Origin of the sequence: Paenibacillus sp. 4624, from assembly GCF_050435065.1 — a bacterium.
Lineage (GTDB): Bacteria > Bacillota > Bacilli > Paenibacillales > Paenibacillaceae > Paenibacillus > Paenibacillus amylolyticus_D.
Window position 1 is genome coordinate 301953 of record NZ_JBNDJR010000004.1, and the last position, 12564, is coordinate 314516.

Below are 12564 nucleotides of genomic sequence, written 5' to 3' on the forward strand. Positions count from 1 at the left end.
TAAGGTGACGATCCACGGATGCAGGGGTGAATAATATCGGTTTCCTGTTTACATATCAAAAAAAAGACCTCCCCATGACAATGGGATTGAAGTCAAAAATAACTTCAATCCCATTGCTCACAGGGAGAGACTTTAAAGGTGGATATACACTCCATACGCTGAACGTGTATCGTATAGTTCAAAGATATAACCAGAATGAGTTCATATTAGAGGATTCTTCATGTTAATCGTTCGGTTATTGAAGACTGTTTTTCACCAATGCTGCAAAAGCTTCAGAACCTTCGGCGGTCAAATGCACTCCATCTTTTTCAAAATATTCGTCATGCCCTTCACTTGCCTGATTCCAATCAATAAGAGAAACATTACTGTAACTGGAGGATGCATCCGTCAGAGCCTTGTTCACCGTTCGTTCCCAAGGACGCGGCACACGTACAGTGACAAGGTACACCCGGCTTTTATCCTTCAAGCCGTCAAGCACAGCCTTTAAATTTTTGGAATTAAAGGAACCGTTCGTTCCAAGCTCCAGCACAACCTGATTGCCCATTTGCTTGTTACGCTTCAGATCTCTCAGTACATCTCCGGCCTGCCACATCTGACGACCGACATGACCATCTACATATACACCAGAAATATTCTCTTCCAGATAAGGCTTGGCATCCAGAATAACGGAATCTCCGATAATGGTATATTGGATTTTCCCATTCTTGGTGACTGGTGCCGTAGGTTTATCTGTTGCTCCTGAATCCGTTGCATCGGTTGTACCTTCATCGGGTGTCGAACCCGAGGGATCGGTTTCTTTGTTGCTTGAATCCGATGAATTGGAAGCAGCATTATTGTCGAGCGAGTTGTCCTCATCCCCGCTATCACTGGACGAATTGTCCGGCTTGCCCGATTTAGACCCTTCCGCAGATGCCGCTCCAGGCTTGTGACTCCCATCCGTTTTCCCGTCTAACGCTGACTCCGTACCTGGCTGAACAGATGGATTCTTTTGCCCGGACTCCGAAGGTTTGGTTGTAACGGGGACAACATCCTGACCCTTTTCTTCAGCCGACTTCTCGCCGTTAAATACGGTAGAAATGGATACCGAATGCGAATCTGAATTGGCGGCCACAGGCAGCACCATCTGTGACACGGCATAACATAATAACAGCAGCGTCATCAGCAGGCCTGTTCGTTTCCACCACACCTGACGGGGAACGATGGATGTGCGGCCTCTTCCCCATAGTTTCGACAAGGAATCACGAAATCCGTTATAGCGAATCGGGTTTTCAATATATTTTAGCGACATCGATGCAAGTACGACCGTTGCAATGACTTGCAGCAACATACGTACAGGATGTGCACCGCCCGTATCTACAACAGGACTGGTCAGAACAATGATCGGATAATGCCACAAATACATTCCATACGAACGCTCACCGATCCAGCGCAATGGTTTTGCCCCAATGATCCGTCCCAGCAAAGACGAAGGATGGGCAAGCACAGCCACCAGTAAGGTCGCGGCAATCGCTTGTATCACCATGCCTCCCTGATACAGGAACGAGTCGTATTCGCTCGTATTCAGCATCATATAGATCAGCACCGCTAGGGCAGCAACTCCCGATGCGTCCAATACAAGCCGATTCATCGCAGGCAGTGTGCCGGATAGCTTCCGGCTTGGCCAGACTACAGCTAACGCTGCCCCGGCAAGCAGGGCAAATGCACGGGTATCTGTTCCATAATATACACGGCTTGGGTCCAAATCCGGGTTATACATGATGGCCATGGCGCCAGCTGAAAGTTCAGCTGCAACAACAATGGAGACGACCAGCCATCCTTTTCTTTTGAACAACACGATCCCTGCAATTAACAGAAGCGGCCAAAGCAGATAAAACTGCTCCTCAACAGCCAGTGACCAGAAATGTCCAAAAGGTGATGGCGGACCGAAACTTTCAAAATACGAAACATGGTGAAAGATATACCACCAATTACTTATGTACGTTACTCCGGATAAGATATCCCCTTTGAGTGAAGCAAGCCGGGACGAGTCTGTGCATAACAGCCAGAGCATCACAACCGCTGTCATGGTTAGCATGCCAGGCAATAATCGCCTAAACCGCCTTGCCCAGAAATCTCGAAGCGCAATGCGCCCATGTTCCCGCCACTGGGATAACAAAATATCGGTAATCAGATAGCCTGACAAAACAAAAAATATACCTACACCGAGCAGTCCGCCCGGAATGAAATCCAAATTTAAATGATAAGCAATTACACCAAATACCGCGATGGCTCGTAAGCCATCCAGTCCGTTCATATGCCTCTTTTTTTTCACTGATTGTGACATGCGCGCCCCCCCTTGTTACTGCGAGTCCACATCCATCGAGATCGGGGCATTCTGTTGCACTGGGTCATTCTGGTTGTTATTAACATACGTATTGCACCTTCCATCTTTCATTTACAACATAAAGAAGACGATTTGCCTATAGATTTAGTTGTATTGATTGTCAATCAGACTTATATATTTTCTCGTGCATTCACGATCACGTTTAGCATTATACGCCTGAGAACAACTTCATAATTTACAAGAATAGTTACAAACCCATTTAAGCGATGTAACCTTTTCTGCCAGCATAATCAGCTGTAAAATCATACTCTATATTCAACGTTTAATATAGTGCTTTTCATCGACTGGACATAATTACCTGAGCTTGTTCAATAGAAAAAGGCTGCCGACTTGCTCAGCAGCCACTATCCATTATAAACCGATCTCAGAGTGGATTGAAAGTTTTGCTTATAATTGCTTCTTCCTTCCTAGGACTCTAGAGGTGGAACGGGAGTATCAATGCATGGAATCCAGCTTGCGTCTATGAATCATTAAAACAAATAATCCTGTTGTAACCGCACCATATACGAGGGATATCATTGTTACCCATAGCTTCTGGAGTAGATTTTGAGCATCATAATGAACTAACACATCTATAGTACTACCTAGAGGCGGCAACAGAAAAATCATGGGTTTAAATCCGTCTGGCAATACATTTTCTATGCCTTGTACAGAAAGTGTAATAACAATGAGCACACTCAGCATTAAAAAAGACATCACGCGGGAACGAATAAACTTAGAACTAAACCAACAGGCTAAAGCGACTCCCAGCCAAGATGAAACCATATGATAGATCAGGGCCATGCCTAGCTCTTCAATACTCGGATTTCGATCAAACTTTTGAAAAATGGCTGGGAAAGAAACGGCATACAGAGCTAGTGGAATGGTAAAAATCCAGCAATACAACAATTTCGCAACATAAAGTTTTACTAAACTGCCACTATGCAATACCGTCACCGATTCCTGATTTGTCGTTTCCATATCAATCAACGTATAACAAATGACAGCAGAAATAATAAAAATAAATGTTGTTGAAAATGCATAACTAGCCATTACTGGATTCGGAACGACACTATATACGAAAATGATCCCCATAAAAAATACAAAAGTAGCTGGACCATAACGATAAGAACGCATGAAACAGGTATGTAAATATGACAGTAATGAGATCATGAGCCTAGCTCCTTTCTGGTTAAGCTAACAATCTCTCCGCCTTTATTTATAAATTCGGGTAAAAAGCTACTATAATCTTTATACATAAAAGTGATGAGCATATAACCAATTTGGCTTCTTTTATATGTAATATCGGGATAAAAATCAAGAAGATAATCAACAACGTCTAAATCTATACTGCCTTCCAGTTCAAAATACACAACCTTCTTTTCAGACGACGTATGCATACTCTCTTTACTTAGTCTTCCTTGATGAATCCAGTACGTGTTGCTTTCCAATTGACTTGCTAATAATGGATCGTGCACGGCTGCCAAAATCGATGTACCTTCATCCTTAATCTTCTTCAGAGAATGAAGCAAATGCCCCGTTGATTCTTTATCCAACCCTGAGAAAGGTTCATCTAGTACCAGGAGATCCGGCGTTTTAATCATAGCCTGCATTACATTTGTCTTTTGCAGCATTCCTTTTGAGAAATGACTCATCTTCAATTGATCACTTTGTTCAAGACAAAACAAATCATGCAGCTCCCTGATACGTTCTTTCAATTCTTTCCTGGTCATACCTGATATTCTCCCCATGTGTGTCAAATACTCCGTTGAAGTCATCCTTAGTTTAGATAATCGATCAGGGGTATATCCAATCACTAGATTCGTATGCTCAAGTAGTCTTTGACCCGACGTTAATGGAATTAATCCACTCACCATTCGGAGCATCGTACTTTTCCCAGAACCATTGTTTCCTCTTATAATAATGCAATCTCCTTGACTAATTGTAAGCGAAACGTCTGTTAAAATTTCTCGCCCCTCATATTTCTTAGAAGCTTCGTTTAATGTTAACAATACCTTCATTGTCACTTTCTCACCGCCTCACTCTTTCACTTCAAAATCTACTCGACCATCGTAGCAGCTTAATCTCACTGACGATCCCGTTTTCTTTCTAACACGATCCATGAATAGTAGAGTACCCAGAATAGCGCTGGAAATATAGCTACTGCAATATAACGATGGTGATATGGGAGCGTAAAAATGTTAACTATTGAGATCGGCACGATCACAGCAAACAAAAACAAGTACTTTTTCCAATGTTTATTCATGATAGTTGCTGCCTCCTTTCTTCGTTTAGGACCTGTTGATGAACAAGAACTTGAACAGAATATGTGCTGCGTTTAACCGGGTTTGTCAGCGCAACGTCCTTATTTTAACATATTTAAGATTAAAGGGATTTCTAATGATTAAATAATTCAGTTGAAACTAGATTCGATACACACCGATGACTAATGAAACCAATCGGGGGTTAGGCAGTTCAATTGAAGTCTAGCGAGTACAAATTAGTCTAAATAGTGTCTTCTGGGATCGTTAGCGCTGGGCCACCACTTCAATGGATTACTTGCGTCCACACAAAAAAACGAAGTGCCGGTAAGTCAGCACTTCGTTCTGTAAATTTGTTTCAGTAGAAAAAACATTCCTATTGAGGTTCATTGGATCAATACTCTATTCCAGATTTGTTCTGGAATAGCTTAATTACACCTGCTGTATCCGCAGTTACTGCATGTTTTGCAACCTTCAACATTAATCAGTGACGCCGAGCCGCATGAGGGACATAAGTCGATAGATTGGATAAAAGTCTTTTGCCCATCGCCTCCCGCGTCATTCGGATTCGGGGTCGGTGCCTGCGTGTTCAGCAGAGCTCCCTTTGTATTGTTGGTGCTGTTCTGACTGTTAGCACTGTTCGACTTCTTCACTCCAATGCCCTCATTCTTCTTTTCACTCTGTGCTTCAAGCGTATCAACCTCATTCACGTGCTCATTCATCTGAACATGGCTTTCCAGCGCTTTCGCGACGGCATCCGCAATGGATTCCACACGGTTAGCTCCAAAACCAATAGCCCCTGAACCTCCGATGCCTTTCAGATGTTTGATAAGCAACTCCACCTTATGGCCATGATCGCCATATCGCAGGAATAGAGAGCATACCCGTCCCAGTGCCTCAGCCATCGCAAATACATCCGAACCTGCCTTGCCCACATTGAGGAATATTTCGCCGGGTGTTCCATCCAGATCATTAATCGTAATATAAGCCATGCCGAACGGCGTATTGATTTTATACGTTGCCCCGCGCAATACTTGCGGGCGGCGTTTATACTGTTTATCCACCACATCCGTTATCTGTTTCCCCAAGGCTGGCAAGCTGGTCTCCCGCTCTGCATACGCCGAAATTGCTACCGAAACGGACTCAGCCAACGGGCTGTTAAATTCCTCTTTATCCCCACCAATCTGACTTGTTGTATCATCAGGCAGCACCGCTTGTTTTTGCTCAAAGGCTTCCGCATTCTGCTCCTCATTAGCCGAGGTGTCTTTTTTCTTCGAAGTAGAAAGTACTTGAACATCTCTGCTGCCGTCCCGATAAATCGTTACTCCTTTACAACCGAGATCAAAAGCTAACTCATACAGTTCTGCCGTGTCCTGTACGGTAAAATCAGAAGGACAATTTGCCGTTTTCGAGATCGAACTGTCCACCCACTTCTGAATGGCAGCTTGCACGCGAATATGATTTTCGGCCGAAAGATCCATCGCCGTCACATAATAATCCGGTAAGGATTCACCAGGATGTTGCTCCAGCCACTCTTCCGCAATCGGCACAAATTGTTCATCATACCCAAGACGACTCTGGCGAAAATACTTAAAAGCAAAATAGGGCTCAATGCCAGTCGATGTGCCCACCATCGTTCCGGTACTTCCCGTAGGCGCCTGAGTAATCAGCGTCACGTTACGAATTCCTTTTTCACGGATCGCCTCTCCAACCTCCGGGTACGTTGCCGTCATCTGTCTCATAAATCCACTCTGTAAGTAGGGTTCTACCTCAAACGCCGGGAACGCACCTTTCTCCGCGGCAATCTCCGCTGAAGCCAGATAGGCTTCCTTTGCCACAAATCCATACAGTTTATCGAGAAAATCGAGCGATTCCAGACTGCCATATCGGATACGTAACTTGATCATCAGTTCAGCAAGTCCCATTGTGCCCAGCCCCACCCGGCGTTCACGCTGCTGGTTTAATCGATTTTCTTCAAAATGATACGGCGTCGCATCAATCACATTGTCCAGAAATCTTGCTGAAATTCGCGTCGTTTTCGCCAGCTCTTCCCATGCCACATCGTCGTTTGTTTCATCATAAAATTTGGATAGATTGATCGCCGACAAGTTACATACTCCCCAGCCTGGAAGGCCCTGTTCCCCGCAAGGATTTGTACAGATAATCGGATTAAAATACCAGCTGTTCGACATCTGGTTGTAGTACTCCATAAAAACCACACCAGGTTCGGCTGATTTCCAAGCAGATTCAATAATCGTATGCCATATATCACGTGCTTTGACGGTACGATATGGAATAACGTTATGGCCTGCCCCTTTCCATTTGGTCAGATCACCATCCCACTGCGTATCATAGTCCGGGTCACTGGTATCGGGAAAAACAAGCTCCCAATCACCGTCCTGCTTAACAGCCTCCATGAATGCATTGCTCACGCAAACGGACAGATTGGCATTAGTCACCTGCCCCATCGTTTGTTTAACCGTAATAAAATCCAGCACATCCGGATGCCAATCATTCATCATTAGCATCAGCGCGCCACGTCGGCTGCCGCCTTGTTCGATAAGCCCCGTCGTATAACTGAACAAACCGCCCCAGGATACCGACCCGCTGGACGAGCCGTTCACACCTTTCACCACCGCACGCCGCGGACGAAGGGAAGACAGATTGATGCCCACGCCACCGCCGCGAGCCATAATTTCGGTCATTTCGGTCAACGTCTTCATGATGCCGGCCCGGCTGTCTTGCGGAGAAGGAATGACATAACAGTTAAACAGCGTCAACTCATCACTGGCCCCAGCACCAGCAGCAATGCGGCCACCGGGAACCAGTTTCCAGTCATCCAGCACCGAGCGAAACTTCATCTCCCAAACAGCCTGTTGTTCAGGTGTCGATTCAACAGATGCCATCGCTTGGGCAAGACGATCCCACATCTCTTCCGGCGTTTTCTCTATCGTCAGTGTCAATTTCTCTACATTGGTCTCTATGATGATATCGCTACGTGTCCGTACTTTAACCTGTTGTCCCTGTCGTTCAACAATCTCGCCGACTTCCTTCACCGGAAACTTGGGATCATCCTTTGTTAATACAAGTACGACATCGCCGACTTTTGCATGATTTGAATCGGCGTCTTTCCATGCGTACCGATCCAGAAATATTTTCTCGCTGAGCCCTTCCAGCTTGTGCTTGTTCTCATGATGCTTCACTTGTTGGTTCGTTCCTGTATTGTTGGATGCCATCTCTGCAATCAACCTCCCCGAATAAACCATTCATTTCAAATCATATGCTGTCCCTGAAAATAATCCATGCCCATATACTACATGTAGTGATTTATAACTATTATATTACACTATATATTGATTTTCTATGTGATTTATTTCATAGATGTTCTGAAACAGGTTATGAACTTGCCTTCCTTCGTCCATACTATTACCTACGAATAACACGTCGTCTATATTTTTGAATGATTTATTTTACACAAGAACGGAGAGGAAGCATCATGAACCGGAAACATCCGCATCATCAGAATCAACCTGTAGCTGAGTTACCTGTTCCTCTTGAGTTTGATCGAAGCTGGCTGGATCAGCTTGAATCTCGTTTAGACAAAGGCGGGCCTTGGGGGGATTACCGACTCTTTCAGCTCGGTATTCAGGCAGAAGAAACGAATCTCATCCCGAACTTTGACGAAATTCAATGTCTGAAACATTTGCAGGATCTGACTCCACTTCCTCACCAGATGGATACGGCACGCAAAGTATTATTTGAAATGTCAGGCCGAGCCATTCTCGCCGACGAAGTAGGTCTGGGCAAAACGATTGAAGCCGGTCTGATTTTGAAAGAATATATGGTTCGTGGTCTTGTATCGAAAGTGTTAATTCTTGTACCCGCCTCGCTTGTATTGCAATGGGTACGTGAACTGAATTCCAAATTTGGCATCCCTGCAGTTGCGCAGAAAAAGGCTTATTCCTGGCAAAATGACGTCGTTGTGGCTTCCATGGACACTGCCAAGCGAGACCCGCACAAAGATATGCTGCTGAGTATGGACTATGACATGATCATCATTGATGAAGCACATAAACTTAAAAACAAAAAAACAACCAATTATCAATTCATGCTGCAATTACGCAAAAAATACTGCCTGTTACTCACTGCTACGCCTGTACAGAACGACATGAGCGAGCTTTTCAATCTAATCAACCTGCTGAAGCCCGGTCAGCTTGGTCGTCAGGGCGATTTTGCCGCCAACTTTGTCGTCGATAAACGTGTGCCCAAAAATCAGGAGCAGCTCAAAGATGAGCTATCCAAAGTCATGATCCGCAACAGACGTGGCGAAGGCCCCGTGCAATTTACGAAACGCAACGTCTCTAACGTGGATCTGCAACTTTCACCTGAAGAGCAAGCGCTCTATGACGGTGTAACCTCGTTTGTCAAAGATCAATACCAGGAAGCGGGCGGTAACCTTAGCAGCATGCTTTCGCTCGTCACGTTGCAACGGGAAGTCTGTAGCAGCCGGGACGCTGTGTTTGTAACGCTCGTGAATCTGTCCAAAAAGTTGCCGCTGGATTCTCCACTGCGGGATAAAATTTGGGAACTGGTTGCTCATATCAAGGCGATTAAAGAAAATACAAAAGCCGAAAAAACGATGGAACTGATTCGAGATATGAATGAGAAAGTCATTATTTTCACGGAATACCGGGCGACGCAGGAATACCTGCTGAACTATTTTCGTAACAACGGACTGACGGCTGTTCCCTATCGGGGCGGAATGAACCGCGGCAAAAAAGATTGGATGATGGATCTTTTCCGCGGCCGTGTACAGGCGATGATCGCAACGGAAGCCGGTGGTGAGGGCATCAACCTGCAATTCTGTCACCACATGATTAACTTTGATCTACCCTGGAACCCGATGCGGGTTGAACAGCGGATTGGCCGGGTTCATCGGCTCGGTCAGCAAAATGACGTTAACATTTTCAACCTTTCTACCAAAGGTACGATTGAGGAACATATTCTGAATCTGTTGCATGAGAAGATTAATATGTTTGAGATGGTTATCGGTGGACTTGATGTCATTCTCGAACGGCTGGAGAAAAAAGAATCCATCGAAAAAAGTCTCTACAAAATTATGCTGGAATCGCAAAACGAAGAGGATATTCGCCGCAAAATGGACACCCTCGGACAGTCGCTGAACACGATTCAGCGCGAAGTTGCTGACGAGGTGCCTTTAATCACCAAACTTGGTCTTCACAAAGGGGGACGCTGATATCCATGACGATGTCACCGCATGAGATCCAGGCTTACGTTTTGACCTATCTGGAAGCTCTGGATTGTCAGATCATGGAACGGTCACCTGCTCATGTGACGGTTAAACTATCACCTGAAGCAGACAAGGCATTAACGAACCGTCCGTATTACTGGGGATTTGTAGAGCGTGTAGGGGCCCAGCCTGAGACCATGTCATTTACATTTGTTTTTGACCCGGAAGCTTATCAGCAAATCATTGAAGCGGCGGAAGCCAAGGCCAAAGCGTCTCAGCCTGCTCAAGCATCTCCTGAAACGAACCCTGCCGCGCCGAAAGAAACGATACTCGGACGTTATTTTGGTATCACACCTTCCATGCCGCAGCTCGGCCCCGGACGTATTCTGCGAGAAGATGTTGTATATGGCAGCCGCAGATTACAGCAGATTTTTGCCGCAGCCCGCGAAGGTGGCGCCTTCGTGAACCTGTTTGAACAAGCCGCCAAACGCCAGATCAGGGCTACATCCCCGGCTGTGTATGAACCTTGGCTAGGGGTTTGTTTTAAAGTCGAGTTTGCTTGTGACCTGAAACGAGAGGAATTACATTTCCTCGGCATTTCACTACGATCAGGTGAAATCATCGAAAAGTTTGGTAGCAAGCTGAGCCGGCGTGATCTCAGTCCAAGACTGGCTGAAAATATGCATGCCCAGGCACCAAAAATTTCACTTGTTGATGCAGGGGCTGCTCTCGAGTCACATCTCACCAATCACTTAAGCAGGCTGGATTATAGCTGGGCGGAAAAAGCGAAAGAACGACTACAACTCGAACTCGATGTGGTGGATGCCTACTATGAAGCCGTACTGCGAGAAGATATGCCTGAGGTCACTGAAGTCGAAACGGCTCAAACTAAACCTGTAGCAAACCTGTCAAAAACGAGCATTTCTGCTTCTGCTCATCCTGTTATTAATCGGGTTCGCGGCATATTAGAACCGCTCCCGGCTGACGTGGAACTGGCTGCCGAATCTACCATACAACAGACGCAAGATGATGTAGACCCCGAGCAAGAAAAAGCAAAACAGGCAGTCATAGATCGTGAAGCGATGAAACTGCAGTATGAGAACAGGCGAACCGAGATGATCTGGCAATATGAGCCGAAGGTGAAGGTCACTGCCATAAGCAGCGGCATGTTTCACTTAAGATAAGACGAGTACACTACTTTTCCTGCAAATGCTGGCAAAAGTAGTGTTTATTCATAACCGTTGAACCGACAGGTTGCAGCACCCTTTGCATCCCCTATCCTCTACAATGAAGTCAGGAAGAAGGTGTTTATGATGAAAAAACGGCTCCGGCCAAACCGCCGAAATATCAGGCATTGCCTATCGATCTTCATAAGCATGATCATCTGCTTTACTCTTCTCTCCATCTGGCCGACGACTCATGCAGCCGCACCAACGAACAGGCTGGCGCCCGCATCAGTAGAGCAATTTGCACAACAGCAAGTGAACGCACTCGGTACCTCCAATTCAGATTGGCTGGTAGCTAAGCTTGAATATTATCCATTAGGGCCAGGTAACCACGGCTGGTTTGTGCATGCCAGCATTCAGGACAAGCCCATTGGATACATGATTATATCCATAAATCCCCAAGGACAGCTCCTTCTCAGCGAATATGGTCAGGGAGAACAATCCCTGTATCATAACGAGCTGCTAGGACAGGCTCTGGAACGACAAGGTTTGGATATAAAAACATTACAAACTGCTGGCGGGAAGCTCACACGTGGATATGCTCCTCCTTTATTGGCTTATTGGAAAGTGGAACGTGTGAATCATCCCGCTTTGTACATTGATGCATCCAATGGAGACTTGTTGCCAGCCGATCGGTTAGAGTATGTAGAGACTGGCTCTGAAATGAAATCTTTCGACTTGAAGGAACTGCAACAACAGATAGCCATACCTGATACTGCAATGTTGCAAACGAGCCCAGTTATTATACAGCCTGCTTTTGACCCTTCATTTCAACTGACCTGGTTGACATCTGAACCGCTGCAGCCCTCTCAAATCAAGCAACAGCTCCAGCAGAATTATAGAGAAGCCCTTGTCTTCTCAGCAGAAGAATGGAATCTGTTCTACGGTGGTCCGTTGCCAGTAAGTGCATACCAGTTATGGAGTATTGCAGGTTCAGAGTCTGATCTTTATGTTGGTCTTGGTGGCTTTAACTCCACTCAACGCTTCATCCCCTTGAATAAGCTCTTGAATGATGGACATTTTTACAAGATTAATCCTTAGCACACGACTAACCTCACTTAAAACCCAAAATGGTTCATAAAAAGACGCATCCTTATAAAGGATTGCGTCTTCTTGAATTGGCATTTGTGTTCGTATTTTTTTACGACTCGGTTAACTCTTCTCTGATCTTTTTTTCTTCTTGTCTACCCATAAGGATACTGCAAATGGAATCATGCCAAACCATTTCATGGACCAGGGCTCTTTCCTTCTCTTTTGTGTTCTCCGTTCCTTTCGCTCATCCTTCGGTGTGTCGATATAACGGACCACACGCTGTGTAATGTATTTAACCAGTTCATCACTTTTAGCCATCATAGAGCCTCCTCTTCTTCCGCACATTCGTGATCTAACGTTATCCCTATTGTGCGCAAGACGTGATTGAACTAAACATTTTTTTATGCAAGTAGCGTATGAAATGATCTAAAA

General features: G+C 45.3%; 9 protein-coding genes. 3 read left to right on the forward strand and 6 right to left on the reverse strand.

The features are described 5' to 3' along the window. Positions 1-235: 235 nt before the first annotated feature. The 5 genes from ABIE27_RS11775 to ABIE27_RS11795 all read right to left on the reverse strand — a co-directional run bounded on the left by ABIE27_RS11775 (position 236) and on the right by ABIE27_RS11795 (position 7859). Positions 236-2323 carry an acyltransferase family protein gene (locus tag ABIE27_RS11775; RefSeq protein ID WP_429350577.1) on the reverse strand — a complete coding sequence of 696 codons (2088 nt, stop codon included), beginning with the start codon at positions 2321-2323 and terminating at the stop codon, positions 236-238. A 495-nt stretch (positions 2324-2818) separates the two neighbouring features. Then, positions 2819-3535 carry a hypothetical protein gene (locus ABIE27_RS11780; protein WP_123064343.1) on the reverse strand — a complete coding sequence of 239 codons (717 nt, stop codon included), beginning with the start codon at positions 3533-3535 and terminating at the stop codon, positions 2819-2821. After that, positions 3532-4383 (reverse strand): ATP-binding cassette domain-containing protein, encoded by an 852-nt coding sequence (locus tag ABIE27_RS11785; protein ID WP_123064342.1) that lies wholly within the window; start codon positions 4381-4383, stop codon positions 3532-3534. The genes ABIE27_RS11780 and ABIE27_RS11785 overlap by 4 nt, the downstream gene beginning before the upstream one ends. Before the next feature lie 65 nt (positions 4384-4448). Then, positions 4449-4628, reverse strand: a complete 180-nt coding sequence (locus tag ABIE27_RS11790) for a hypothetical protein (RefSeq protein ID WP_123064341.1) — start codon at positions 4626-4628, stop codon at positions 4449-4451. 423 nt (positions 4629-5051) lie between these two features. Continuing rightward, entirely contained in the window at positions 5052-7859 is a 2808-nt protein-coding gene (locus tag ABIE27_RS11795) for an adenosylcobalamin-dependent ribonucleoside-diphosphate reductase (RefSeq protein WP_429350578.1), read from the reverse strand. A gap of 260 nt (positions 7860-8119) precedes the next feature. On the opposite strand from ABIE27_RS11795, the gene ABIE27_RS11800 reads away from it, so the two are divergent. The 3 genes from ABIE27_RS11800 (at position 8120) to ABIE27_RS11810 (ending at position 12141) form a co-directional block, all read left to right on the forward strand. Next, positions 8120-9880 carry a DEAD/DEAH box helicase gene (locus ABIE27_RS11800; protein ID WP_123064339.1) on the forward strand — a complete coding sequence of 587 codons (1761 nt, stop codon included), beginning with the start codon at positions 8120-8122 and terminating at the stop codon, positions 9878-9880. Positions 9881-9885: 5 nt separating this feature from the next. Beyond that, positions 9886-11058, forward strand: a complete 1173-nt coding sequence (locus tag ABIE27_RS11805) for a YqhG family protein (protein ID WP_429350579.1) — start codon at positions 9886-9888, stop codon at positions 11056-11058. 129 nt (positions 11059-11187) lie between these two features. Then, positions 11188-12141, forward strand: a complete 954-nt coding sequence (locus tag ABIE27_RS11810) for a hypothetical protein (RefSeq protein WP_429350580.1) — start codon at positions 11188-11190, stop codon at positions 12139-12141. 111 nt (positions 12142-12252) lie between these two features. Here the strand turns inward: ABIE27_RS11810 and ABIE27_RS11815 are convergent, their stop codons facing one another. Next, complete coding sequence (locus ABIE27_RS11815) at positions 12253-12450, reverse strand: YqzE family protein (RefSeq protein WP_123064337.1); 198 nt, start codon at positions 12448-12450, stop codon at positions 12253-12255. Between the last annotated feature and the right edge of the window lie 114 nt (positions 12451-12564).

Coding starts and splice junctions, on each gene's coding strand:
- ABIE27_RS11775 (WP_429350577.1), bottom strand. CDS start 2,323: ATGTCACAATCAGTGAAAAAAAAGAGGCATATGAACGGACTGGATGGC.
- ABIE27_RS11780 (WP_123064343.1), bottom strand. CDS start 3,535: ATGATCTCATTACTGTCATATTTACATACCTGTTTCATGCGTTCTTAT.
- ABIE27_RS11785 (WP_123064342.1), bottom strand. CDS start 4,383: ATGAAGGTATTGTTAACATTAAACGAAGCTTCTAAGAAATATGAGGGG.
- ABIE27_RS11790 (WP_123064341.1), bottom strand. CDS start 4,628: ATGAATAAACATTGGAAAAAGTACTTGTTTTTGTTTGCTGTGATCGTG.
- ABIE27_RS11795 (WP_429350578.1), bottom strand. CDS start 7,859: ATGGCATCCAACAATACAGGAACGAACCAACAAGTGAAGCATCATGAG.
- ABIE27_RS11800 (WP_123064339.1), top strand. CDS start 8,120: ATGAACCGGAAACATCCGCATCATCAGAATCAACCTGTAGCTGAGTTA.
- ABIE27_RS11805 (WP_429350579.1), top strand. CDS start 9,886: ATGACGATGTCACCGCATGAGATCCAGGCTTACGTTTTGACCTATCTG.
- ABIE27_RS11810 (WP_429350580.1), top strand. CDS start 11,188: ATGAAAAAACGGCTCCGGCCAAACCGCCGAAATATCAGGCATTGCCTA.
- ABIE27_RS11815 (WP_123064337.1), bottom strand. CDS start 12,450: ATGGCTAAAAGTGATGAACTGGTTAAATACATTACACAGCGTGTGGTC.